23 protein-coding genes are annotated in these 26767 nt (G+C 36.7%); 16 read left to right on the top strand and 7 right to left on the bottom strand.

Annotation, left to right across the window (positions count from 1 at the left end):
• Positions 1 to 51: 51 nt before the first annotated feature.
• From ACG916_RS01860 to ACG916_RS01885, 6 genes are all read left to right on the top strand, one after another.
• The gene (locus ACG916_RS01860) at positions 52 to 1470 is read left to right on the top strand and encodes a Na+/H+ antiporter family protein (RefSeq protein WP_004818515.1); all 1419 of its coding nucleotides are present in this window, start codon (positions 52 to 54) and stop codon (positions 1468 to 1470) included.
• Positions 1471 to 1843: 373 nt separating this feature from the next.
• The gene (locus tag ACG916_RS01865) at positions 1844 to 2239 is read left to right on the top strand and encodes a hypothetical protein (RefSeq protein WP_419326988.1); all 396 of its coding nucleotides are present in this window, start codon (positions 1844 to 1846) and stop codon (positions 2237 to 2239) included.
• A gap of 553 nt (positions 2240 to 2792) precedes the next feature.
• On the top strand, positions 2793 to 3404 hold the full coding sequence (locus tag ACG916_RS01870; RefSeq protein ID WP_034617314.1) for an OmpW/AlkL family protein: 612 nt from the start codon (positions 2793 to 2795) through the stop codon (positions 3402 to 3404).
• A 167-nt stretch (positions 3405 to 3571) separates the two neighbouring features.
• The gene (locus tag ACG916_RS01875; RefSeq protein ID WP_336952364.1) at positions 3572 to 3913 is read left to right on the top strand and encodes a lysozyme inhibitor LprI family protein; all 342 of its coding nucleotides are present in this window, start codon (positions 3572 to 3574) and stop codon (positions 3911 to 3913) included.
• Between the two features lie 92 nt (positions 3914 to 4005).
• The gene (gene htpG / locus ACG916_RS01880) at positions 4006 to 5937 is read left to right on the top strand and encodes a molecular chaperone HtpG (protein ID WP_336952363.1); all 1932 of its coding nucleotides are present in this window, start codon (positions 4006 to 4008) and stop codon (positions 5935 to 5937) included.
• Between the two features lie 61 nt (positions 5938 to 5998).
• Complete coding sequence (locus tag ACG916_RS01885) at positions 5999 to 6409, top strand: hypothetical protein (RefSeq protein WP_336952362.1); 411 nt, start codon at positions 5999 to 6001, stop codon at positions 6407 to 6409.
• Positions 6410 to 6490: 81 nt separating this feature from the next.
• Here ACG916_RS01885 and ACG916_RS01890 read toward each other — a convergent pair whose 3' ends face one another.
• Both ACG916_RS01890 and ACG916_RS01895 read right to left on the bottom strand, forming a co-directional pair.
• Positions 6491 to 7636 carry a hypothetical protein gene (locus tag ACG916_RS01890; RefSeq protein ID WP_336952361.1) on the bottom strand — a complete coding sequence of 382 codons (1146 nt, stop codon included), beginning with the start codon at positions 7634 to 7636 and terminating at the stop codon, positions 6491 to 6493.
• A 1150-nt stretch (positions 7637 to 8786) separates the two neighbouring features.
• Positions 8787 to 9488: a DsbA family oxidoreductase gene (locus ACG916_RS01895; RefSeq protein WP_004818526.1), complete on the bottom strand. Its 702-nt coding sequence runs from the start codon at positions 9486 to 9488 to the stop codon at positions 8787 to 8789.
• 190 nt (positions 9489 to 9678) lie between these two features.
• On the opposite strand from ACG916_RS01895, the gene ACG916_RS01900 reads away from it, so the two are divergent.
• Complete coding sequence (locus tag ACG916_RS01900; RefSeq protein ID WP_419326989.1) at positions 9679 to 10428, top strand: hypothetical protein; 750 nt, start codon at positions 9679 to 9681, stop codon at positions 10426 to 10428.
• 50 nt (positions 10429 to 10478) lie between these two features.
• On the top strand, positions 10479 to 11294 hold the full coding sequence (locus ACG916_RS01905; RefSeq protein WP_419326990.1) for a DKNYY domain-containing protein: 816 nt from the start codon (positions 10479 to 10481) through the stop codon (positions 11292 to 11294).
• A 12-nt stretch (positions 11295 to 11306) separates the two neighbouring features.
• On the opposite strand, the gene ACG916_RS01910 is transcribed toward ACG916_RS01905, so the two are convergent.
• Positions 11307 to 11672 carry a MerR family transcriptional regulator gene (locus ACG916_RS01910; RefSeq protein ID WP_336952354.1) on the bottom strand — a complete coding sequence of 122 codons (366 nt, stop codon included), beginning with the start codon at positions 11670 to 11672 and terminating at the stop codon, positions 11307 to 11309.
• Positions 11673 to 11913: 241 nt separating this feature from the next.
• Between ACG916_RS01910 and ACG916_RS01915 the strand changes: the two genes are divergently transcribed.
• Positions 11914 to 12411 carry a hypothetical protein gene (locus tag ACG916_RS01915; RefSeq protein ID WP_419326991.1) on the top strand — a complete coding sequence of 166 codons (498 nt, stop codon included), beginning with the start codon at positions 11914 to 11916 and terminating at the stop codon, positions 12409 to 12411.
• Positions 12412 to 12666: 255 nt separating this feature from the next.
• On the opposite strand, the gene ACG916_RS01920 is transcribed toward ACG916_RS01915, so the two are convergent.
• From ACG916_RS01920 to fadB, 4 genes are all read right to left on the bottom strand, one after another.
• The gene (locus tag ACG916_RS01920; RefSeq protein WP_244014707.1) at positions 12667 to 13773 is read right to left on the bottom strand and encodes a beta family protein; all 1107 of its coding nucleotides are present in this window, start codon (positions 13771 to 13773) and stop codon (positions 12667 to 12669) included.
• A gap of 4 nt (positions 13774 to 13777) precedes the next feature.
• Complete coding sequence (locus tag ACG916_RS01925; protein WP_419326992.1) at positions 13778 to 14986, bottom strand: ImmA/IrrE family metallo-endopeptidase; 1209 nt, start codon at positions 14984 to 14986, stop codon at positions 13778 to 13780.
• A 383-nt stretch (positions 14987 to 15369) separates the two neighbouring features.
• Positions 15370 to 16542 carry an acetyl-CoA C-acyltransferase FadA gene (fadA, locus tag ACG916_RS01930; RefSeq protein WP_004718442.1) on the bottom strand — a complete coding sequence of 391 codons (1173 nt, stop codon included), beginning with the start codon at positions 16540 to 16542 and terminating at the stop codon, positions 15370 to 15372.
• Positions 16543 to 16554: 12 nt separating this feature from the next.
• The gene (fadB, locus tag ACG916_RS01935; RefSeq protein ID WP_004818537.1) at positions 16555 to 18708 is read right to left on the bottom strand and encodes a fatty acid oxidation complex subunit alpha FadB; all 2154 of its coding nucleotides are present in this window, start codon (positions 18706 to 18708) and stop codon (positions 16555 to 16557) included.
• 508 nt (positions 18709 to 19216) lie between these two features.
• Between fadB and lpxO the strand changes: the two genes are divergently transcribed.
• From lpxO to ACG916_RS01970, 7 genes are all read left to right on the top strand, one after another.
• The gene (gene lpxO / locus ACG916_RS01940) at positions 19217 to 20161 is read left to right on the top strand and encodes a lipid A hydroxylase LpxO (RefSeq protein ID WP_336952350.1); all 945 of its coding nucleotides are present in this window, start codon (positions 19217 to 19219) and stop codon (positions 20159 to 20161) included.
• Positions 20162 to 20269: 108 nt separating this feature from the next.
• Complete coding sequence (locus ACG916_RS01945) at positions 20270 to 20893, top strand: PH domain-containing protein (protein ID WP_336952349.1); 624 nt, start codon at positions 20270 to 20272, stop codon at positions 20891 to 20893.
• Positions 20894 to 21029: 136 nt separating this feature from the next.
• Positions 21030 to 21455, top strand: coding sequence for a PH domain-containing protein (locus ACG916_RS01950; RefSeq protein WP_419326993.1), 426 nt, complete (start codon positions 21030 to 21032; stop codon positions 21453 to 21455).
• Between the two features lie 510 nt (positions 21456 to 21965).
• On the top strand, positions 21966 to 23765 hold the full coding sequence (uvrC, locus tag ACG916_RS01955; RefSeq protein ID WP_336952347.1) for an excinuclease ABC subunit UvrC: 1800 nt from the start codon (positions 21966 to 21968) through the stop codon (positions 23763 to 23765).
• Between the two features lie 126 nt (positions 23766 to 23891).
• The gene (locus ACG916_RS01960; protein WP_336952346.1) at positions 23892 to 24686 is read left to right on the top strand and encodes a thioesterase family protein; all 795 of its coding nucleotides are present in this window, start codon (positions 23892 to 23894) and stop codon (positions 24684 to 24686) included.
• Positions 24687 to 24791: 105 nt separating this feature from the next.
• Positions 24792 to 25379 carry a CDP-diacylglycerol--glycerol-3-phosphate 3-phosphatidyltransferase gene (pgsA, locus tag ACG916_RS01965; RefSeq protein ID WP_004718416.1) on the top strand — a complete coding sequence of 196 codons (588 nt, stop codon included), beginning with the start codon at positions 24792 to 24794 and terminating at the stop codon, positions 25377 to 25379.
• Positions 25380 to 25599: 220 nt separating this feature from the next.
• The gene (locus ACG916_RS01970; RefSeq protein WP_419326994.1) at positions 25600 to 26760 is read left to right on the top strand and encodes a hypothetical protein; all 1161 of its coding nucleotides are present in this window, start codon (positions 25600 to 25602) and stop codon (positions 26758 to 26760) included.
• The last annotated feature ends 7 nt before the right edge of the window (positions 26761 to 26767 follow it).

Raw genomic sequence — 26767 nt, forward strand, 5'->3', positions numbered from 1 at the left:
TTGAAGTGAATCTGATAAAATATCGGCTTTCAAATTTTCGTAAATTTCTCCATGAATGCTGTCGTTATTGCGATTGCCGTGATGTTTATCTTGTCACTGGCACGAGTTTCTGTTGTTTTAACATTGGTTATTTCAGCAATTATAGGTGGGTTGGTTGCAGGTTTAAGCTTGTCAGATACTGTTACAGCATTTAATGCGGGCTTGGGTGATGGTGCAGAAGTTGCCTTGGCCTATGCGGTATTAGGCGCTTTCGCTTTGGCACTTTCAAAGTCAGGCTTGCCTGATTTATTGGCCTATAAACTGATCGGCTTACTCGGTATGGAAGCCACGCAGAAACAAGCAACCAAAGTAAAATTCTTATTATTGGGTATTTTACTGATTGCCGCGATTTGTTCACAAAATTTAATTCCTGTGCATATTGCGTTTATTCCTGTGCTTGTTCCACCGCTCTTAAAAGTGATGAATCACTTGAAACTCGACCGTCGTGCCGCAGCATGTGTACTGACCTTAGGTTTAGTCGGCACATATATCTTCTTGCCTGTAGGCTTTGGTGCAATTTTTCTTGAACAAATTCTGATGGGGAATATCAACAAAATTGGCGCTGCTTATCATCTGCATGTTGAAAGAAGCATGATGCCTATGGGGATGGCTATTCCTGTATTGGGTATGGTGATTGGTACTTTATTTGCCGTTTTTGTCAGTTATCGTAAACCGCGTATTTATGTTGATCGTAATGTTGCACCAATTACCACAATTGATTTAGATAAACCACTTCGTGCGGTAAATGTTGAGGTATTAAAAGCTGATGGCATAGCCTTAGAGCAAGAAGCCAAGCAAGAAGCCCCTGTGATTGCCAAGAAAACTATTCTTATGGCATTGCTGGCAATCATTTTAACCCTGATCTCTCAATTGTATTCAGGCTCAATGATCCTTGGCGGATTAGTGGGCTTTTCTGTCTTATCTGCCGCAGGGATTTTTAAATGGCAAGAAGCGGATGATGTTTTTGTACAAGGGATGCGTATGATGGCATTGGTCGGTTTTATCATGATCTCTGCTGCGGGGTTTGCATCCGTGATGACCCATACTGGGGATATTAATCAGTTGGTCAACGGTGTTGTTCATTTGATTGGTGACAATAAAGCGCTAGCTGCTTTCTTGATGTTATTTATTGGTTTATTTGTAACGATTGGAATTGGTTCATCATTTTCAAGTGTGCCTGTACTTGCAGTCATTTATGTTCCTTTATGTGTACAATTCGGCTTCTCTCCACTTGCAACCGTTGCTCTGATTGGTACTGCGGCAGCATTAGGAGATGCGGGTTCACCAGCTTCAGATTCGACCTTGGGGCCTACTGCTGGTTTGGGCGTAGATGGGCAACATGATCATATTTGGGATACGGTTGTTCCAACATTTATCCATTTTAATATTCCATTATTGGTGTTTGGTTGGATTGCTGCGATGGTGCTGTAGCGTTTATTTTTTTAGTTAAGGCTGTTTATGATGAGATCTAAACAGCCTTTTTTATATCTGTTCGACTAAAATCATTTAAATAGATGGGTTGATATTCTTTGTAAAAATGGGAGTATTCTAGTTTTTGATATTTAAACAGCAGGAAAAATCTTAAATAATATGCCTGAATTAAGATCAGCAGATCAAGATTATCAATTATCTAAGCCTAAATAATAAGGTGAGTGGGGATTTGGCTGATCAAAGAGATACATATAAAGGTGAGTTATAAACCTTTGTGATCATACTGCCTCAATTCATAAAAATACTTCAGGATCACTGCATAGAGATACCTGATGGTAATAAGATATCATTGTAATTATTGGAAAAAGTAAATATGAATATATGTGAATTAGTGAGTTATATTGAAGTTGGTATGACCAAACCTGTTGTAGTAGATAGAGTTTTATTAGAAGAGTATGGGAATTATATGAGAGTAATTGGTTTTTTGGACAAAGAACAAATATTAATATCCTACTTTTATTATGATGAAAGTGATGAGGATACAGGGATAGATATTAATCTTAAATATGAATCATTAGATAAAGCGATACAGTCAATTGAACAGTTTTTAGGGGTTTCAATAGATGGATGGGAAAATTTTAATCGAACAGGAAATTATCCAGAACCTTTGGAGAACTGTGTTGAAAATAAATGGAATAATTTAGTAAATGATATTAAGCAAGGTACTATGATTCCAAAAGGTTATAATGAAATTCGTTTGTATATATAAATTACTATATTTTTTTATTGATTAAAATACTTTAATTCTTTTATCTTAAAATGAACTGTTTATCTTTAAACAATATGATTTAGACTATGTAACATAACTTTATATTGATGTTTTATTGACAGTATAGGTTGATTTAATTTCCTAATTTATAAAAATAACAAAAAACCAATTTTTCGATGAACTCTCTGTTTTCAATACACTTTTATCTTTCTCGATAAAAAATTCAGAGATGCCAATCTGATTGGCTGAATCTATCATCTAGGACATGGAGGCAAGATTTTTCTCTGAAGATACAGCCCTGAAAATGAGGTTTAAATTTATTTTATAGATATTATTAATTTATAATAAAGAATCCATTTTATATTAAATTTCACTCAATAATCCTGATTAATTTGGTTGGGTTTTAAAACCAACTGTTTTGATATGATTAAAATAAATTTTATTGTATAACAGTTACTTGAAAATATATATTAATTCTTAATTTAAATAAATGTTGCAATATTATTAATACCTATGTTTAATGTTTATTAATAACAACGCTGGGGTATTTATAATGTTAAAGCAAACTGCTCTTATTGCATTAATGGCAATTTCTTCTGCTTCATTTGCAGATTGGCAAGTCAAGGTTGGTGGTTCGGTGATTGCACCAACACAAGACACCAAAGTTGCTGGTGTTGGTACTGTGAAAGCAGACCATGAATATGCTTTTACGCCTTCTGTAGAATATATCTTTGGTGAAACACCTTTCTCTGCGGAAGTTTTATTAGCTACACCAATTAGCCACGATGTGAAATTAGATGGTGAAAAAGCAGTTAACCTTAAACACTTACCACCAACTGTAACGTTTAAATATAACTTCAAAAACTCTACACGTTTTACACCATATATTGGTGTTGGTGGTACAGCATTCCTTGCATGGGATGAGGAATCATCTGGGGCATTGGCGGGCACTAAGGTTAAAGTTAAAGATGATTTTGGTTTTGCTGGTCAAATCGGTTTTAACTTCCAACCTGCTGATGCAAAAAACTGGGGTGTTTTCTTTGATGCCCGTTATGCTCAATTAAGCCCAGAAGTGACTGTTAAAGCGGGTAATACTACTGCTGCAAAATTTGATTTAGATATTGATCCAGTTATCTATACTTTGGGTTATAGCTATAGATTCTAAGTTCGCTTTAGACTCATAAAAAACTCGGTAAATTTACCGAGTTTTTTTATTTTTACAGAGCCTTATATATTGAAACAAGAAGCAATAAAAAATAGTTATTTTTAGCTATATAAGCGCTGATTAAATCCATTTAATCTATCAGAACATCAATAAGACTTTGACATGATATGAAAAATTTAATTTTTATAATATTGGTAGGGTTAAGTAGCAGCACAATAGCCAATGCAGCAAGTTTTAATTGTGAGCATGCTCAGACCAAAAGCGAACATGCCATTTGTGAGCATCGCAGTTTAAACGATGCAGATGTCAAAATGGCGACCACCTATACCATTATCCGTAAACTTGTTCCGATGGGAACACGGGGTGTGATACAGGATCAGCAAGTGAAATGGTTACAACTGCGCAATCAATGTCAGGACAATCTACGTTGTTTAACCGATGCGTATCAGATGCGCCAGCAAAAACTAGAGATTTATATGAATCGAGTTTACCAACAAGGTCCATTTTAAAAAAAATTAAATTTGCCTATTGAAATATGCTTAAACCACTCCATTTCTAATGCATTCAATAAAAAAGCGTTATGAATTTACGGAGTGATTTTATGAGTGAACAGAACGTACAACACAGTTCAAAAAAGCATAGCTTTCAAGCAGAAGTGGCTCAGCTTTTACATTTAGTGACGCATTCACTTTATTCTAACCCTGAAATTTTCCTACGCGAGCTGATTTCAAATGCTTCAGATGCATGTGATAAGTTACGTTTTGAAGGAATTAACCATCCTGAATATTATGAGAATGATCCAGACTTACATGTTCGTGTAAGCCTAGATAAAGATGCGAAAACAATCACCATCTCAGACAACGGTATTGGTTTAAGCCAACAAGAAGCAATTGATAACTTAGGAACGATTGCTAAATCAGGCACCAAAGACTTTATGTCAAAGTTATCTGGTGACCAAAAAGCTGATGCACAACTGATTGGCCAGTTTGGTGTAGGTTTTTATTCTGGTTTTATCGTTGCTGATAAAATTACCGTTGAATCTCGCCGTGCAGGTTTAGATGCATCAGAAGGTGTACGTTGGATCAGTGGTGGTACGGGTGACTTTGAAGTCGAACAAATTGAGAAGGCTTCACGTGGAACGTCGATTATTTTACATTTACGTGATGACGCACTGGATTATTTAGAATCTTATAAAGTTAAACAAATTATCAATAAATACTCAGACCATATCAGCTTACCTATCGAAATGCAGAAGGAAGTTTGGCAGGAAGAAGAAGCAGCTGAAGGTGAAGAGAAAAAACCAGGTCATTATGTTAAAACAGATGAATGGGAAGCGATTAACTCAGCAAGTGCCTTGTGGACACGTAGCAAAGGCGAAATTACTGAAGAGCAGTATGTAGAATTCTATAAGAATTTAACTCATGACTTTGATGCACCATTGGCTTGGGCACATAACCGAGTTGAAGGCAGTACTGAATATACCCAATTGCTTTATATTCCAAGTAAAGCACCAAGTAATATTTTCACGCGTGAAGCTAAAGCAGGCATCAAACTTTATGTAAAACGTGTATTTATTATGGATGATGCAGATAATCTGATTCCAAATTATCTACGTTTTGTACAAGGTGTGGTGGATAGTGCTGATCTGCCGCTTAATGTAAGCCGTGAGATTCTACAAGAAAGCCGTGATGTGAAAACCATCCGTGAAGGTAATGCACGTCGTGTATTGACAACATTGGATGCTTTAGCAAAATCAGAAGATCAAGCTGATCAAGACAAATTTAAAACTTTCTATGCTGAATTTGGTTCAGTGATCAAGGAAGGTTTAGGTGAAGACTTTGGTAATCGTGAACGTATTCTAAAACTTTTACGCTTCTCTACTTCGAGCAATGATGAGGTATCAACATCATTGGAAGCTTATAAAGCACGTATGAAAGAAGGGCAAAAAGCTATCTATTATGTGACTGCCGATAGCTTAGCGGCTGCGAAAAACTCTCCGCAACTTGAATTATTCCGTAAAAAAGACATTGAAGTTTTGCTTATGGCAGATCGTGTTGATGAATGGGCGATGGAGTTTGTGCATGACTTTGATGGAACTCCTATGCAAAATGTTGCAAAGGGTGCAGTCGATCTTGGTGATTTACAAGATGCGGAAGAGAAAAAAGCACTCGAAGCTGCCGCAGAACAGTTTAAACCTGTGGTTGAAAAACTCTCTGATTCATTAAAAGCCAAGACCAAAGAAGTGCGTGTGACAACGCGTTTAGTGGACTCACCAGCATGTCTAGTGACCAGCGATGGTGAGCTTTCGCCGCAGTTAATTCGTATGTTAAAACAAGCGGGTCAGGCTGTACCTGAATCTAAACCAATTCTGGAAATTAACCCTGAACATCCTTTAGTAAAAAAACTTGAAAGTTCAGCCCAGTTTGATGATTTAGCCAATGTGATCTTTGATCAGGCAGTAATTGCTGAGGGTGGTTTACCTGATGATCCTGCTGAATATGTAAAACGTATTAACAATTTATTGCTTAAATAAGTCGTAATTTGTTTTAACAGAGCCTATCTTTAAGATAGGCTTTTTTATATAAACACATTCAATGAATAATTTTAAAAGAATTCAATGTATAGGTTGTTTTGTATTGCTCAGTTTAGCTACAACAGTTGTGATGGCATATGAACTTCCACCAGTTGAAAAGCGTAATGCAAATACCACAGATATTTCAGTACATAACGCCATGTTCTTAAGACAAAATACACAGGCTGCTGTGATGGGTATATTGAAAAAAAATGGCCAGAACTATGAACTTGCTGCTAGCGATGGGAAAGGGGGAATGGCGTTACCGATAGCGGTACATCCAAGCCTTAAAATAGACGATGCTTTAGTCGATAAAGAAGTTAGGGCGATTGGGCGAATGACTTATGAAACAATGTATATGCCCAATTCTAGCGACTTTGGTCCCGCTTATAGTTTTACTTTTGAATTGTTTTCAATTGCCCCATTGAATTAAAAGGGTGTGGCAGGCATTTTACCAACATCAGTGGATAAGTCGAAACTTATCCACAGTTCAGCTTAAAGATTCAGCTTATGCTTAAAATAACGCTTCTAAACGTACCAAAGCGCTTGGGAAATGGCTACGATCTTCACGACGATCATTAAAATAATTTAAGTCGCCTTGTACGTAAAACCATTCACGCCAAACAGGTTGTCGCCAAGAAACAAAAGGCCCCCAACTGTTGAGCTTAAGGTCATTATTATTATAATAACCGCCAGTATAGATACCATAGTTAAAGCGATTATTTTTAAAGAACTGATGTTGTCGATAAGTACGGTTATCCCAAGTTAAATCATCGTCTTGTTCATCTGCATACGTCACATAGAATTGGTTGGAAATAAAGGGCTGATTGGGGCGAGCATGGGTCAGCTCTAAGTTGGTTCTCAAATAGTTTTCACTGTCGATCCCATAGCGGTAAATCTGTTCCGCATGAAAAGTAAAATCATTCCCCAGTTTCCAATCCTTTTGAGCCTTTAAACGTGCATAGATATCATCACCTGAACGAATACCAAGGTCTGCATCTAAGTCAAAAGGTAAGCGTTTAGAAAGCTGTGACCAACGTAAAGCAATCGAGCTGTTATCATCACGAATTTGTTTACCATCCACTCGTTTATCTGGATCGCCATCAGCATGATTATTGTTGATCGCTATATTATTTGTAATTTCATCATCTAATGAATCATCACCAAAGACCACACTTAAACGGTTTTCAAGTGTGGGTAATTTAACTTTTCCTCGTATCCGAGGATTGACATCATAACCATCATGCTTATTCCATTGATTATCAACAATGATCCGCAACGTTGCTGACGCTGGATGTGCAGGATCAGTTTTTCCAAACCAGTTGTCCATTTTATTGGCTGTACGGTCTGCCCAATTGCTAATCTTTTTCTGCTTTTTGTCGGCCCAAGTTTGATCTTCTGTTGCATCCGTTGGGGGAACAATAACTTGATTAGATTGTTCTGGGAAAATGGTCGGTGTTGAGTCAACAATTTTTGGAATATAGTTGAGCAAGCCCATCTCATTTTCTTTGGCGCTGGCTAAAGAAGGTTGCTGATCGACTTTCCCCGTTTTAGCATTCGCTTCAAGACTGCTATTTACTTCTGCAAACGCAGTGTTCCCAAAAAAACCGCCTAATATTAAGACATAAGGTAGTTTTGAGAAGATTGATATTTTATTCATATGCCCACTTCTTAAACTTTGAGTCATTCAGTACTTCATTTTCGATATAACTATGCCTTAAAAAAACACTAAATTTCAATGGAATCGCTATTTTAAGTACAAAAAACATAAATTTATTTAAAATGAAGCGTATTCTATCCACATTATCGCGAATCAAAGCGTGACTTAAGCTATTTTTTAATAAATAAGCGCTTTTTTATCCAAAGCTCAATTATGGTAAAGCTTTTACGCTAAAAATTCTTTGGAGACAAAATCTACACTTATCCAAGAATAGATAAGCGATTTTAAATATAGTCAAACTGCATAATTATTCATGCAAGTGATTTGCTTCAAGTCATTGATTAGACATGAAGCATGTATCTTTTATGAACTTTTTAAAAACTATGGGTTATCAATTCATTTTTTGTGCTTTTGAATCATAAATAGTTGCCCTACAGTGTGGCGACATGGATGTCGCCGTTGGGCGGGGGTATATGAGCAAAAATAAAGCACTGCTTTGTTTGCAGCGCAAGAGCCCTGTTAAACGAAAGATTTTTGTCATCTTTTCATCTCTGAAAAGTGAGGCATCGCCTACGCAAAGGTATTTAAGCTTTGAATGTATGGTACGGCATTGCAAGCTTTTTATAATCAAACAAATTATTTCCTAAGGCAATTGATTTAGTTGAAAATATTAATCAAGAGAAATTATATTCTTGTGTATGAGTTTTTGACAGGTTGACTATAGTAGCAATGCACTTTTGAAAAGCGAGAATGAAGAAAAATTATACGCTGTTGTGGATAACTTTAATTTTATCCTCAAAGCCTATTTTATTGCGGCATAAACAAAAACACCTCCAAAAGAGGAGGTGTTGTGTCTTAAAAAATAAGAAAATTAAAAAAGAAACTACAGCGCATGAATTTCGTGGGAACGAAAAATATTTATTGATCTTAGTCTAAGAAAAAGGTGATGAATAGTTGCTTTTCTGCAACGCTGTATTGCAAAAATGGCACGTAAAATTTAAAAAATGACTCATTAAAAATAAGACATAGAAATCATTCAGTATATTTTTTATGATCTGTTTCGGTTGGTTTTTTAATCATTTTCTTAAATATTATTATGCTTATTGAATACTGAAGAAACTCCTTCAAGGAATTTCTCCAGTAGCTGATTTTATTTGTTGGGAACTTCACAAGACTCATCAGCACAAACAGGGCCATCCTGTTGCTCGATTTCAGCATCATTCGCAGTTTCAAGGGCTTTTTCTAACACTTGTACAAAGACTTCTCGTGGTTGAGCACCCGCTAAAGCCACACGTTGATCAAAGACAAAGAATGGTACGCCTGTTACTTTTAATTGTTCATGAGCAACTTGTTCATCGAATTTTACAAAGTCAGCATATTCTTCAGAGTCTAGAACATCATCAACTTCTATTGGATTTAAGCCAATACGAGATGCGACATCTTCAATTGTTTCCCGTTCACCAATCGGTAAACCTTGAGTCATATAGCTATAGAAAAAAGCTTCTTCTGCTTCTGAACCTAAACCCTTACTTTGTGCAAGGTGAATGATCCGATGGGCGTTAAAGGTATTTCCTGAGTTGGCATTTTCCCAGTTAAATTGGATGCCTTCTTCTTTTGCCATTGCTGCAATATTGCGTTGCATATCTTCGACTTCAGGGATACTACGCCCATATTTTTGCGCAAGACGTTCAGAGTTTGAAACTTCTTGGCGCGTAGGTGCTTCAGGATCAAGTTCAAAACTGTGCCAATGGACTTCAAGCTCAATACCTGCTTGTTCAGCAGCAGCTTCTAAACGTTTTTTACCGATATAGCAAAAAGGGCAAACCACATCTGACCAAATATCTACGCGCATGGGAAATCTCTACAATCTAATTTTGGATTATGATGGGGTTTGTTTGCATAAATTTAAAGTGAAACTTTTAAGCAGTCTTATTTTAAGGTGATTCAACAAAGGTTATTTATTGTTATTTTGCATAATTAATATACAAAAAAGAGTCGCTTAGGATATTCTAAGTAATCTATAAGGATGTTCGGAGTTTGGTATGCGTCGACTTTTGATTGTTTTCGGTATCATCTTTCTGGCTGTTATTGGATTTTTCTACTATGACCATACTTCAATAAAGAATGAAGACGCCAATCGCCAAGCATTTGATTTGGTGATGACTGAAAAAATGCGGCAACTTTCTGAACAAGCCCAAGACCGTTCTAAACCCGTAAATATTGATATTCATGATAATCGGCTCAAAGGTGATTACAAAACCTTGTCTGAGTTTTTATTGAAATATTGGGCCAAGAATGTTGATACACGGAACACTTATTTAAATCAGCTCGCAGCGGCCAAATGGGATCATTTTTTAGATGTAAATCGTTTGGATGCAGACCGTAAACAGAACTATGTAGAAACAACACAGATGCTGGTGACTGTACGACAAGCAATGCAGCAATATCAGCAAAAAAATAGACAAAATAAAACCGAGGCTTTAAACGAATTAAAAAAAATAGATTTGCGCAAGGACCTCAAGAAACCCTTACAGGATAAGCTCGAACAGAATGTTGAACTTGACCCTGAAAATACCCTAATCCTAAATGAGCTACAAATTTTAGGTAAAGCTGAAACCATGTTTGATTTGTTAAAAAAATATGAGTGGCAGAAGCAGGGTAATCAAATTTTGTTTAAAGACGATGCTCAAGTGAAACAGTTTAACCAGTTGTTTCAGGATGTGCTGAAATTGAATAGCCAAATCAATCAGAAAAAAGAGCAAAATGCGGAAGTATTAGAAGAAGCCTTGTAAATTTTAGAAGTAGATGAATGAAAAATATAAAAATATGTTTGCTTTTTACAATGTTTATACTGCTATTGCTGGGTGGGATTGGCTATGTCTACCAGACGCCATTTCTCGTTCAGCAAGATTGTAAAAGCGTTGCTTTATATCGCTATCATTTTGGTGTTTATCAAATTGATCAAGACACAATGCTGGATGCCGATACTTATAAAAAGGTTTATGGATGGAAGCATTTTTTAGGCTTATCCCCTATTTTATGTGCTGAACAAATTGAGTATGACCAATGTGTCGTGGAGGAAAAGCAAGCGGGGTTAAATGCTGAGCAGGAAAAACAGCAATGGAGCCTTGTGCGGGACAATTTATATATCAATCCTCAACGAGAATTGGCGTTAAAGTTTCCTTATGCAAATCGTTGTAGCGTGTTTCTATCTGAACATGTTCTGCCCAGCAAAAGCCTGTCGATCATGGGTGAGCGTTTTTATCGACATTTGGGTTTTGGTGGTGAAGATGGGCCTTCATTGAATGACACTATAGATTTAGCGAGCTTTAAGCAGTTAAACCCTTCTAATTTGTATAAAGATAAACGGCATGTTTATCACTACTTTAGCATGCTGGATGGGGGCATGTTTTCGATTTTAGAGGGTGCAGATGCCAGTAGTTTTGAACTACTCGGAGATTGCTACGCAAAAGACAAGCAGCATATTTATGAAGAACGTTTTGGCGAACTTGAGGGTGCAGATTATGCAAGTTTTAAAACCAAATCTGATATGGGATGCGTTGCACAGGATAAAAATGGCTATTGGTTTTGGAATAATCGAAAAGCTTGGAAAGATATGAATAGTGAAGAAAAAGAGCGGGTCCAGGCGCTTCAATAAGATTGATCTCGATTAACGCTTGGTTTCTTCAACTTTTCCTTGCATTAAAAAAGATGTTAATAGGCTTTGAGATTTTTTGAGTTTGACTAATTTTTCTGAAATATGTTCTAACTCTATTTTTAATGTTTCTTTGGCAACAGGGCATAAGGTAAATTTTTCCTCACCCAAATCGAAACATGGCAATAATAATTTAATGTCTTTTAAATGCATGCCGGCATCATTGAGAACTTTAATTTTTTGAATATCCTCGATGTTTGCTTGATTATAAGCTCGATAGTGATTCGCTGTTCGTTGCGGGCGAATTAATCCTAGCTCTTCGTAATAACGTAACATACGCGGGCTTACTTGAGTTATCTCAGCAACTTTAGCAAGATTCATAATAGACCTCTTATAAACTAAAACGGACCAGTTGGAAAAAAAATTATTGGTGGCTCTATTTAAGTTGTTGAATGAGCAAAACCTATTTAATCTTTATTTCAGAATTTTAACAGTATTTACCGTTTATCTGAGCTTTAGTGAATCTCGCTATAATTTGTTATAGCCTGTTTAATAGACAATATTAAATGTATTGAATCATTTTATTGAATATATACGATGATTTATTTTTTAGGTGAAATGTATGAACTTTATCAAAGTTTCGATACTTGTAACTGCTCTTTCTGTTTGGTTACCCACTGTACAGGCAGAAGAAGTTGCCTCATTGCCTACGATTAAAGTGATGGCGGATTCTGAACTGCGTCAAGAAGCTGTAGGTGTTGTTCCTTATCAAGAAGATAAAGATGTACGTAAGGCGTTACAGCATCAGATCATTAAAAAAGATAATGAGATCCAAAATTATGTGATTGGCGATAATTTTACTACGCTTGATATACAGCCCAAAGCCTCTGAACCGAATATAAATCAAATTTCTTCACCATTACTTAGAGAGTATGTTTTAGCTGTGGCTGCTGGTTTGCAGTCTTCTGACCCGACATCAGGTTTGTTTACCATGATGGAACCACTTTCGATGGGTATGAATCGCGAGAAAGCTTTAGAAGCAGTTCGTAATGGAACTTTTAAGTTGAATATCGATGCTGACCGTTTACAGCTAATGTTTGGGGATAAATGGAAGAAATAGATAAATATAACATGAGTTTTTTATAGGTAATTTATTACTTTCTTTACTCTTCTTAAGAGAGATAAAGCACATAGGTGAATAAAGTTAAAGATAAGAAAAATTATATAATTTGGGGATATGCTTTTTAATACTTGTTAGCAGGTGAATATATATTTATTGTCTAGATAGTGTACTAATATTAAAGAAGAATCACAAAATTTGAGATATTAATAGTTGGGCACCTATTATAGTGCCCAATAAATAACAAAATTGCATTTATACGAGTATTTTATGATTAATTTCTTCAAGAATATGCTGGATATGTCGATTTGTATCGATGGTTATCCACGTTTCATGACCTCCTGAGGTTCTTTCTCGGTTACTTACTTTTTTAATTTCAGAATCTGCCCAACTAGAGGGGTCATCCTCAAAATATGTTGAATTAACTATTTTAGTCGCTAATGTATGCATTTGAGAAAAGTTGTGATCAATTTTAATCATATGCCCACGTGCGATATAATAATGATTATCTGTGGTATAACGAATCTTTCCATTTGCATTATCGCCAGCTGGAATATTTTCTTTACCGCTTGGCGCTTTAACACCATAATCACTATATTTGAATGAATAATTTGGAAAGATTTTTATTAAATTTTGCCAAATTAAAGACTCTTTCCTCAATAATAGACCACAACTGTCAGGTTCTTCTACCGCCTTATCAATAGTTTCGGGGATGCTTGAACCGCTTATGACGATAGATAAAGGACTTAATTTACAAAGAGTTTCAGCAATTCTCTGTGTTTTATCAAATAATTCCGGAAGTGATTTTTTAACAATACTTTTTAAATCTACTAAAAGTAAACATTTTTGTGGTATCGCTTTAATACCAGACAGAATATCTTCTATTTGCTCTAAAAAATAATCTGGGTCATCACTATCATCTAATGCTTCACCATCCAAACGGATAATAAAATATGGGGCATTTTTAAACTCAATTTTTGATAAAGTTGTTCGATAAGTGGAGTCTAGGCTATTGAACCATCTATCGTATCCAATAATAGGTACGACATTAATACTTAGCTGGATTAAAGAGTTATAACTATATTCAAATACATGTCGACCATTTTCTAAAGTCTGGTCATTTGTACTGTAGTAATAAGTATCAATAGCTATCAAAGAAATATTGGTAGTCCTGATTAAATTTTCTAAAGATTTAATTTTTTTATTAATAAAAATTTCTTTAGATGTTTTTTTCCAATCCCCTACAGGAATTTCAAAAATTGGCATAATATGCTTTTTAACACTATCGTTGAGATGTTTTAAAGCAGTAAATTCACCGCGTTTTGCGGGGAAAATAGGAAAATAAGTATGTAGGGGATTCATGTAATCACTCCATATGGGTTAATTCCGCATTAAAAAATTTTTTCACTTCATTTTGTCCTAAAAGATCATTAAAGATAGTGTAATCATTTAGTTCACTTCTTAGACGACCTGCGATAATTGCAGGATGGATTCTTAGCTCTTTTGCTAAAGAATATATATTGTCTCTAGTTGGGGTTAAGAAAGCATCACTTGTTTTCCAAATGCCCCTTGGTATGAAAGCTTCTCTAGCTAATCTATTAGCTTCCGCTTCTTTTTTATCTACAGAGTTATATTCGAGATCATCAATGAATGTGTCATTATCATCTAAATGTTTCATTACATGAGCTAATTCATGTAGTAAGGTAAACCAAAAATTATCGAGTCTGTCGTAACGTAGAGATAGCGCAATAATTGGTTTTCCATCAGAATCTTTCAAACAAGCCCCATCCACACGAGTACCTTTTAAATGGGGTTCTATAACAACAGAGATTCCAATATCTTCGATATGTTGAACAGCTAATACGGGTCCATTTTCCAACCAGCTTAGTTGGGCTATTTCTCTTAAAAAATCTCTAGTGACTAACTCTTTTTTAAAAACTTTAGTAGAATATTTATGTGATCTACTTTTTTGAACCACTCCAGATAACCAGGCATGTAAAGCAAATTTTGTATTTGGGGAATATGCTTCACCATTTAAGTTTCTCTTATATGAAGTAGATGAAAAATTTAAACCACTTTTGTTTAAATATTCGCCAACTATTTCTGCGATTTTTTCTTTGTTTGGAATTTTAATCCATCCTCTACTTTCCATTTCTTTGATTGGAAATTTTTTCCAATCAATTTCTGAATTAGAAGAAGATCTTGCATGTGTTGGTGAAATTAAAGTTTCAACAGGTATATTTAAACCTATAGAGATAGCTCTAATCATTTCAACAGTTAATTTTCGTTTTCCATTTAACACTTCTGAAACACGACTTGTTGTCCCAAAATAAGGAGCTAGATCAGCTTGTTTAAGATTTAATTCCTTCATACGGAAAGTAATTGCATTGATTGGATCAGGAATATCTAGCTGAAAGTGTTTTGTTTCATAATCTTGAATTAATAAACATAATAGGTCTAAATGATCTTTGGCAGTTTGATCTTTAGATGTATCGACATCTATTAAAGCTTCAACTTGTTCTAAGTAAGCCTTGTATTGCTCGATTGTCCGGATGACTTTAATCTCTATAGACATTAATCAGAACTCTTAACTTCTTTAATAATAACGATTTCATTAGTGAGACATATTTTAAGAATCACATATAAATTGGTATCCAAAATGGAAATTTTATAAAGATTATTTTGGAGGTGCTCCATGCGAGGGTACATTCTAAAAATGTCATCGGGTTGGCGCCATGAAGTTTGTGAGACTTCATTTTCAAAAATAGAAATCCACTTAAGTGCTATTTCAGATAAATGGTTTCTATTGATTCTCCCCAGTAATCTCATACAACCCTTAAAGATAAGTTCCCAATTTGGGAATATAGTAAAACAAAATTCCCAATTTGGGAATAATTTTATGAATAAAAAAATCCCCGCATTAAGCGGGGATTTTATATCTTGGTATTTAATTAAGAATTAAACACGTTCGATAATTGTCGCGATACCTTGACCAAGACCGATACACATGGTTGCAAGACCGATTTGCGTATCTTGTTGTTCCATCACGTTCAACAATGTAGTGGTGATACGTGCGCCAGAACAACCCAATGGGTGACCCAATGCAATCGCACCGCCGTTTAAGTTGATCTTGTCTTGCTTGTCATAGATGTTCAAGCCTTTCATTACAGAAAGACCTTGAGCAGCAAATGCTTCGTTTAACTCGATGGTTTGGATGTCTTCCATCGTTAAGCCAGCACGTTTAAGCGCTTTCTGTGTTGCAGGAACAGGACCATAACCCATGATCGCAGCATCACAGCCTGCAATCGCCATAGAGCGAATCACAGCACGTGGCTTAAGACCTAAAGCTTGAGCACGTTCAGCCGACATCAACAACATTGCTGATGCACCATCAGACAATGCAGAAGAAGTCGCAGCAGTCACAGTACCACCTTTAGGGTCAAATACTGGACGTAACGCTTTGAATGCTTCAAGGTTTGCATCTGGACGAATTACTTCGTCGATGTCGCAAAGGATTTTGAAGCCATTGGCATCATGACCTTCAACACCCACGATTTCGTTTTTGAAACGGCCTTCCTGAGTTGCAGCCCAAGCGCGACGATGAGATTCAACACCAAACGCATCTTGTTCGTCACGGCTAATGCCGTTCATACGACCTAACATTTCAGCAGTTAAGCCCATCATGTTAGATGCTTTCGCATAATGCTTAGATGCTTCTGGGTTAAGATCGATGCCATGCATCATACCAACGTGACCCATGTGCTCTACACCACCGATGATGAATACATCACCTTGGTTGGTTGCAATTTGCGCCGCAGCAGTATGGATTGACTGCATAGAAGAACCACAGAGGCGGTTTACAGTTTGACCACCAACAGTCTTCGGCAAGTCAGCCAATAACACGATGTTACGGCCAATGTTCATACCTTGTTCTAGGGTTTGGTTCACACAACCCCAGATCAAATCTTCAACTTCGTTGACATCAAACTGGTTACGAGCAACTAAAGCACGAACCAATTCAGCAGATAAGCTGTCAGCACGTACATTGCGGAACATACCGTTTTTGGTTTTACCCATTGCAGAACGTACGCCATCAACGATGACAACGTCACGTGGATTTAAAGTAGCCATTCACGTTGCTCCTTAACCGTAGAATTTTTTGTTGTTTGCAGCCATGTCACGCAACATTTGTGGCGCTTCATAAGCCTTACCTAAGTGCGCATATTTGTCGCAAAGCGCAACATATTCAGCAACACCTGTTTGGTCGATGTAACGCGCTGGACCACCACGGAATGGAGGGAAACCTACACCCATGATCATTGCCATATCTGCTTCAGAAGCAGTAGAAACAATGTTGTCCTCTAAGCAACGAACAGTCTCGTTACAGAACGCGAGCATCATACGGTCAATAATTTCTTGAGCATCAAACTCGTGCTTTTCAGTTGTTGCCATCGTTGCAACAAGCTCATACGCAGTTGGATCAATAGATTTCGCTTTCTTACCTTTACGATCAAGCTCGTATTTGTAGAAACCGATGTCATTTTTTTGACCAAGACGTTTGTTTTCGTACATGATTTCGATCGCGCCTTTGTAGTCAGGCTTCATGCGGTCTGGGAAACCTTCAGCCATAACTTCAGCACCATGCACACCAGTGTCGATACCCACAACGTCGATCAAATAAGCAGGTCCCATAGGCCAGCCGAATTTTTCCATGACTTTGTCAACTTGTTGGAAGTCTGCGCCATCTTTAAGCAGAAGGTCAAACGCACCAAAGTAAGGGAACAATACACGGTTTACAAGGAAGCCAGGACAATCGTTTACAACGATTGGTGTTTTACCCATTTTTTGAGCAAGAACAACAGTTGTCGCAATTGCTTCTTCAGATGTTTTCTCACCACGGATCACTTCAACCAAAGGCATCATGTGAACTGGGTTAAAGAAGTGCATGCCTACGAAGTTTTCAGGACGAGTCAATGCATTTGCAAGACGCGTGATTGAAATCGTAGAAGTATTTGAAGCAATGATCGTATTTTCACGAACTTTTGCTTCTGTATCACGTAACACAGCTTCCTTGATTTTAGGATTCTCTGTGACTGCTTCAATCACGATGTCGACTTCTTTAAACTCGTCATAGCTTAAAGTAGGACGGATACGTGCAAGTGTTTCACCCATTTTTGCAGGTGTCATCTTTTTACGTTCAACTTGTTTAGTCAATAAGCCATTTGCTTCAGACATACCTAAAGCAAGCTGTGGGTTACCGATGTCTTTCATGATGATTGGTGTGCCTTTGCTTGCCGCTTGGTAAGCAATACCGCCACCCATAATACCCGCGCCTAAAACAGCTGCTTGGTTAACCGGGTGAGCACCTTTCTCATGTTTTTTAGATGCTTTTTTTACAACTTGGTCATTGATGAATAAACCGATCAATGCGCCAGCTTGTGGGGTAATAGCAGCTTTAGCAAACGCTTCGGCTTCAATTTTTAACGCTTCATCACGTTTTTGGCTTACACCAGCTTGAAGTGAATCAAGAAGAAGTTTTGGTGCTGGGTATTGAGCAGGGTTTGCTTTCGCAAGGACTACACCTTTAGATGAGTTAAACGCCATCATTTGTTCAAGCATGTCTAATTTAACAGGCTCTAATTTTTCTTGACGTTTTGCTTTCCAGTCTAAACGACCAGAGATTGCTTGTTTAACAAGATCAATCGCAGCTTCTTGGAGTTTGTCAGCCGCAACCACTGCATCTACAGCACCGTCTTTCAGTGCAGCATCTGGACGTTTGTTTGCTGAAGTCGCGATCCACTCAACCGCATTGTCAATACCAATCAAACGGCTTAGACGAACAGTACCACCGAAACCAGGAATGATCCCCAGTTTAACTTCTGGTAAGCCAACTGTTGCAGCATTTGACATTACGCGGTAGTCACATACCAAACACATTTCAAAACCGCCGCCCAATGCAATACCATTGATCGCAGCAACTTTAGGAATCTCTAGATCTTCAAAAGCGTTAAAAATCTCGTGAACAGGCATTGCCCATTCTACAATTGCACTTTCACCTTGCTTAAAATTTTCACCAAACTCAGTGATGTCTGCACCAACGATAAATGTTGATTTACCAGAGGTTACGATTAGACCTTTCACTTCACTGTTATTTTTTACAGCTTCAATAGCAGCTTTAAAGTCTTCAATCGTTGCACGGTTGAATTTGTTAACCGACTCACCTTGTAAGTCAAAGCGGAATTCTGCAATTCCGTCCGAAAGCAATTGGACGGTAATGGCATTGCCAGCGTGGATCATGCCCTGATCTCCTTTTTTGGAGGACTTCTTAAGTTGATGTTTTGAAGTGTGTATGCAATTCCCGCACACATTTCGACTTCACTAATCTTACGATAACTATATCTAAAAATAACCTAACAAGTTGTATCAAGCCGTGACGCAAGGGTCATCAATTTTTTTGTTGCAGAAACTTATCCATTTATGTGTTGAATAGGTAGTTATTTCAAATGATGTAATGAAGCATATGTTTAAATTAATTTTTTTAATCATAAGATAAGACTTTTATATCGAAAAAGAACATTGTAATAGACTGGTTTTACCAATGAATTTTTAGTCATTTTGGTCAATTGAGTGTTTTATTAAACAATTTTAAGCTGTGTAAGGTAGTTTATAAAGTTTAGGCTTTAATGCGATTGGCTTTTTGATTTATAGATTTGTTATAATTTGTAGAAACATTCTCCCTTTTTGAGATTTAAAATTCTATCAGCACATGTTGCTTGATTAACCTGATTAATGATAAGAGTGCTGTATGATTAAATGGATCATATTGGCGATTTTTGTGATTTCTGCTTTGTATATCCAAAATCGCGGTAAAGTGCGACATTCGTTTTATCGTCAATTTTTTGACCATTCAACGATACTCGCACCAATTAACTTTCTCATGTATATGTTTTCAAAAGTGCCGAATCAACCGTATATCGACACGCAACATTTTAAAGATTTAAAAGTGTTAGATGAAAACTGGGAAATGATTCGTGAAGAGGCGCAAGCGTTATATGCCAAAGGTGGAATTAAGGCTTCAAGTACATATGATGATTTAGGCTTTAATTCATTTTTTAAAACAGGTTGGAAGCGTTTTTACCTAAAATGGTATGATTCAGCGCATCCATCAGCAACAGAACTCTGTCCAAAAACAACTGAATTGCTGAAAAATTTGCCAACTATCAAGGCGGCAATGTTTACGGAGCTTGCACCTGATAGTCGATTAGTACGCCATCGTGATCCTTATGCCGGTTCATTACGTTATCATTTGGGGCTCATTACGCCAAATGATGATCGTTGCTTTATTGATGTAGATGGTCAGCGTTATTCATGGCGTGATGGTGAAAGTGTGGTTTTTGATGAAACTTATATTCATTATGCAGAAAATACTACAGACCAAAATCGTATTATCTTTTTTGCTGATGTAGAGCGCCCATTAAAAACAAGATTTATGCAGCGCTTTAATCACTGGTTCGGTAAAAAAGTGATGACTGCTGCCAGCTCTCCAAATGAAGCAGGGGATCAAACAGGAGGGTTAAACAAAGTTTTTGGTTATGTGTATCAAATTCGTATTAAAGCCAAAGCCTTGAAAAAATCCAATCGTCAGTTGTATTACTTTTTAAAGTGGTTCTTGATGTTAGGGATTTTCTTCCTGATTTTTATTCGACCATATATGTCACAGATCATTGCATTTTTTGAAAAAATGATTTGATTTGAAGCGCCCGTCAGGGCGTTTTTTAATAACAAATTTTGACTTGAGTTTAACGCTCGATTTTTTTAATTTACTTTCATAATTTATAAAAGTGCTGGAAAACACAAAATGTTTAAAAATTTAGCCTCAGAAATGATGGGTATGAGTGATATTGGAACAATTATTGAACCGCATGATTTCAATAAAACAGATATTGATGATTATATTTTTCATGAAGATAACGAGAAAATTTTCTTTGTAATCAAAAGTAAAACAGATGAATATTGCTTTACTAATGTCGCCTTTATGCATCTCGATGGTAAAAGTGCAATCAGTAAAAAGCGCATGTTGTACCGCTATTTGTACAAACATAATCCTGTGAAAAATGTTCTTTTAGAAACAGCAGGTACCGTGGATTTAGATGCTGAAATTAAGTTCCAGTTAGGTGATCAGCACTTCTCTATTGATATTGATAAAAAGCAAATAGAGAAAATTCGTGATCTATATAAAGCATTATTCACCATTGGTGAGACCTGCAAAGAAATCAATCGTAAACGTAATGTACTATTACAAAGTACTGACAATGTTCAGAAAATGTTTAACTTGCGAGAGCTCAGTGAGCAGGCAATTTTAAATTTACCTGAAATCATTAACCAGACTGCACAACAAGTTGAAGACTATGCGAATCAGCGTATTCGACAAATCGAAAATTATGATTTTTCTGAAATTTTTGATCGTTATTTGAAAAATTGATTTTTTATAAATTTAGTCAAGAATTAAAACGCTCGTAAGGGCGTTTTCTATTATGTAAATCAATGATTTTATAGTCATGTTTTAGTCAGAATTCAGGTAAAATAGTATTTTGTATGGGGGAACTTTGAAGCACATTATGCAAAAATTTCATACTAAAATTGATTGGTGGATTTTAGGCTTTATAATCGCGATGACAGGCCTACTCATTCAGTTACTCTTTACCATGTATGCTAAGGGCACAATGGTTGAATATCCTGAGCATTCGGTCGTTTATATTTTAACCATTGCGGTGATTTGGTGGCCAGTTTTAAATACACGTTATATCATTCAAGATGAAATACTGACGATTCATAGTCTATTCTTAAAATGGCGTATTCCATTGGCAAATATTCAGAAAATAAGTAAAACTAATAATTCGATTTCATCACCTGCATTATCTTTAGATCGTTTGAAAATTGAATATATCAAGGATGGGAAAATTAAACAGGTCCTTGTTTCTCCAAGAGATCAGCAGGCTTTCAGTAAGGTTGTAAATAATCCTTTTTTTGAATCTTGCACATAAATATACCAAACAAAACATTTCCGATATGAAGGTTTAATAGCGGAAAAATACAATATGAATGGCAGAAAGCTTTTGGTTAATAGTACTTCTACAGAAGGAGCTGCATAATATTATCTGACTAGAGAGGGAGTTCTTATATTTATGCTCCTTGGTCATTGGATGAAATATTTTTTAGTGGATGAGTAACATTTGATACTGAAGAACTCAAATATTTATAGAGTGGTTATATTTCTCGAAATTTTGGTTTTATTTCATTTCTATAAGAAAGTTGATGTTTTATGTGAATCGATCACAAAAGATATTCATAATCTAATCTGTCAGATCAACAGTAATACGATTGTTTAGATTTTAGTTGCAATATTAAGGATAAGTTGCTTATCTATCAGTCATTTGAAAAATAAAAATCAAGATCTTATTCAATAGAAAGAAAAAGTAATTCACTCAAGTAGACTTGAAAAATGCATGATCTAACTACATCATCCATTTATAGTCCAAATTTAAAAGCCTACTGTGAACGAAAACGCACGTGAAAATATCGAAAAGATTCTAGCCAATATGACGACGCTACCTGGTGTGTATAAAATGCTGGGAAAAGATGGTGAATTATTATATGTCGGAAAAGCCAAAAATCTAAAAAATCGCGTACTGAGTTATTTTGTAAAAACCATTGAACACCCGAAAACACAGGCTTTGGTTGCACGTATTTATAATATTGAAACTCTCGTAGTCCGTTCTGAAACTGAAGCCTTATTACTCGAACAGAATCTGATAAAACTGCATCGCCCACCGTATAACATTATGTTGCGCGATGATAAATCTTATGTCTATATTTTTGTCTCCGCAGATAAACCTTATCCACGGATTGCTTCAGGACGAGGCAAAGGCAAACATCAAGTAGGTAAGTTTTTTGGACCCTATCCAAGTGCTTATAATGCAAGAGACACACTTTTAGTACTACAAAAACTATTTAATGTCCGGCAATGTGAAAATAGCTATTTTTCACAACGCAAACGTCCATGTTTACAATATCAGATTAAACGTTGTACTGCGCCTTGTGTGGGTTTGATTTCACCTGAAGCCTATAATGAAGATGTACAAAATTCGATTCGTTTTTTAAATGGTGATACCAAAGAGCTGAACCAAGAATTGATCCAAAAAATGGAACAGGCAGCAGAAAATCTAGAATTTGAAAAAGCAGTTTTTTTTCGGGATCGTATGGCCTTACTCCGTGATGTACAAGCACAACAAGCCATTTATAAAGTCAAAGGTGAAGCTGATATTCTTGCGATTGCCTATCAAGCGGGTGTGACATGTGTACAGATTATGCATGTACGTAATGGGAAAATGCTGGGCGGGAAAAGTTATTTTCCAGATATGTTGGATGATGATTTGAGTCAAATGCTGTCTGATTTTATCGCCAATTTCTATTTCCAAGTTGCAGACGAGGTTCCAGCCGAACTCATTGTTAATGTAAATGTTACAGATCGAAAAGAATTGGAAGAAGCTTTACATCAGCAATTTGAAAAGAAAATTCAGATTAAACATAATGTTCGAGAAACTCGTGCTGAATGGCTGGAATTGGCTGAGATGAATGTTCAGCATGCGATTAAAGGAAAACTAGCCAATCATTTAGAATTAAATGAACGCTTTCATCAACTAGAACAAGTCTGTGGTCGTCCTATAGATCGTATTGAATGCTTTGATATTTCTCATACGATGGGCGAAGCGACCATTGCATCATGTGTAGTTTTTGATGCAGGCGGAGCACGTAAGCGAGATTATCGTCAATTTGCAATTGAAGATATTACAGGTGGTGATGATTATGCCGCGATGCGGCAAGCGTTAACACGCCGTTATAAAAAAGCCATGTTACCCGATTTGTTACTGATTGACGGGGGCAAAGGGCAACTTCATATGGCGATGGATGTTATGCAAGAGCTTGGCTTAGATGCATTTATGGTGGGTGTATCCAAAGGTGAAGGACGTAAACCCGGTTTAGAAACACTACATTTTACCGACGGCACTAAGATTCAGCTTCCCGAAGACCATAAAGCACTGCATTTGATTCAGCAAGTCCGTGATGAAGCGCATCGTTTTGCAATCACCAAGCATCGTGCTAAGCGAGATAAACGTCGTGGAGGATCGGTACTTGAGGCTATTCCGGGCTTAGGTCCAAAACGTCGTCGTGATTTACTGACTCATTTTGGTGGGATTCAGGGGGTACTTAAAGCTTCTGAACATGATTTAAAAAATGTTCCAGGTTTGGGTGATGTTATGGCACGAATGATTTATAAAGTGTTGCATGAATAACGTCGTTATTGTTCTCGATGATGAGTAGCATTTGCCAAAACAACCATTGACGCATGAGTCACTGATCATTTTCATCTCGCGTCAAATATGAAACAGTACAGCAAAGATCGAAAAATTGGACGGATCATGTCATTAGAATCACTATTTCAGCAGATTGAACAAGAAGAGTGGATTGATATTCCTCAAGGGTGGTTGCAGGGGCGCACGATCTTTGGCGGTCTTGTAGCGGGTATGTTGGTTTATAAAGCAATTGCAACCATTCACGATCCAGTTAAAAAGTTGTTGAGTTGTAGTGTCACTTTTGCTGGGCCTGTTGAAGAAACACCAGTGAAATTAACTGCTGAAATCTTGAGACAGGGTAAATCAGTCACTACAATTGAAGTCAGACTGTGGCAGAATGAGGCTGTGCAAAGTATTTTAATTGCAAGTTTTGGTAGCCAACGCGATTCTAAAATTCAAGTATCTTTAGAGCCTCAAGCCCCTGATTTTCCGCCACTTGACCAGATTAATATTGTCCCTAAATATTTACCCTTTCCTGAGTGTGTAAAGAACTTCCAGCTGGCATGGACTGAAGGGAATTATCCAATGTCAGGCAGTAAGCAGCCTGATTTTTCAGGTTGGTGTCGTTTTGACCCTGAGCTACATGCCAATCGAGCAATGAATGTTTCAGATATCATGACCTTAATGGATGTTTGGCCACCTGGTGTATTGCCGATGTTTAAATTGCCAGCACCTGCAAGTACACTAACTTGGCATGTGACGTTTATCCATCCTTTACAAAATCAGTTGAATGATTGGTTTAAGTATAAAGTGTTTACAGACTTTGCTGAGCATGGATATGCAACTGAACATGCCTATCTTTGGGATGAACAAAATCGACTCATTGCGATTGCAAGACAGACGGTTACGGTATTTACCTAGTCGACAGTTTAATGTGAATCGTTTAAAGTACTAAGGAAATAGAGCTTTACTCTAAATTATTATTTACCTTCATTCGGGTAAGTAGGGGACTCACTGGCGGTGTCTATGACTACAGGTCGTATCCTGAATATTCCAAATATCTTGACGCTTGCTCGAATCGCGTTAATTCCTGTTTTTTTAATTATTGCCTATTGGCCACCTGCAATTGGAGTGGCTGGACATACAGGTGGTATGACGCGTCATATTATCTTGACTGCAATTTTTGTTGTTGCTGCAGTCACAGATTGGTTTGATGGTTATCTAGCAAGAACTTTAAATCAGACCTCAGCTTTTGGGCGGTTTTTAGATCCAGTTGCAGATAAATTAATGGTGGCAGCAGCACTGATTGTGTTAGTGCAGTGGCAACCATCAATCACTATGGCATTTGCTGCAATTGTGATTATTTCACGTGAAATTACAGTTTCAGCACTACGTGAATGGATGGCTGAATTAGGTGCGCGTACCAATGTAGCAGTCTCCACGGTAGGTAAATATAAAACAGCCTTTCAGATGATTGCGATCACGGTGTTTTTATTAAATTGGCAACCGCTTGAAATATTGGCTTATGCTTTGTTATATACCGCTGTCATTTTGACACTCTGGTCGATGTTTATTTATTTAAAAGCAGCGTGGCCATATTTAAAACAGCCTTAATCTGCGCAATATAATGCAGTATATAGATCAAAGCCTTTCTCTCGTGAAAGGCTTTTTTTGCGCTTGAAAGTTAGTACAATAGAAAGATTGATGAAAACCAATACAAATCGCTAAACATCACCTTGTGCTATATTGAAAATTAATCAAATTACAAGAAACACTGTAACTGGAATATTGAGAAACACGTCATTGCAGGTGCAGGTAAAATTAAGGAATATACATGGCAGCATTGCTTTATTTATCGAATCAAAATTTGTATTTATTGGATGGAAATAAAAGTATTACGGTTCAATGCCAATCCATTGACTTATATAAAAAGAATTTAGTTGAGATTCAACAACGTAAAGATTGGAAAACCAAAGGTACGGGTGCACAGTTCATGCGAACATCTTCACAAGATGATGAGGTGGATTTAACCCATATTTTCCCAACAGATGTAGCTCTGACCGCTGATCATAAAATGATTTATACTGCTTGTTTGCAAGAAGGCACTTCGATCAACATCAAATCATTGACAGATTTACAAGAAACCGAAGGCTTAGTGTTAAGAAAGAATGATTTTGTGGTGCAGGACATGGCTTATGATGAGTCCAAAAAGCGTTTAGCACTATCTGTTAACACACAGGGCTATGAACGACATATTTGTATTCTACCTTTAGACGCCAATCGAACACAGTATTTGACCGAAGGAGATTGTCAGGATTCAAATCCATGTTTTGATCCACGAGATACCATGCAGTTATATTATGATTCGTGTGGTTTAGCCTATGGTGAATACCGTATTGCCTATAGTCCCAAAGAAATTTTTCATTTGGATATGGCAACAGGCGCGTTGCAAACAATCGCTTCAGATCCAAAGTTTGATTTCTTTAAACCAAAAATGGATGGGCTGGGTAATTTGTATTTTATTAAACGCCCCTATTCCCGTGATGGTTCTCCTCAATCTCCCTTAACGACATTTAAAGATATTATTGTTGCTCCTTTTAAAATTATTCGTGCGATTGTAGGGTGGTTAGATTTCTTTACTCAACGCTATACAGGTGAATCATTAAAAACAACGTCTGGAAATAATCCAGCCAAATCGCAGCAAAAGTCAGAAGAAGAACTATTTGTTGAAGGTAATTTGATTAAGGCTCAGCAAAATTTAGAACGTAATCAGAAGGCGGGCGAAAAATATCCTGGGATGATTCCAAATTCGTGGGAGTTGATCAAAATGACAGCTTCTGGTGAAATGATTGTATTAAAAAAAGGTGTGATGAGTTTTGCTTTAAAAGACAATTCTATTTTTTATTCCAATGGAAAATATTTGGTTGAAATTGATCAAAACAACAATGAGACCTTGAGGGTTGAAGCAAAGCTAATTTCAAAAATTATCTGTTGAGGTCTTG

Origin of the sequence: Acinetobacter legionensis, assembly GCF_048552295.1 — a bacterium.
In the GTDB taxonomy this organism is placed as follows: Bacteria; Pseudomonadota; Gammaproteobacteria; order Pseudomonadales; family Moraxellaceae; genus Acinetobacter.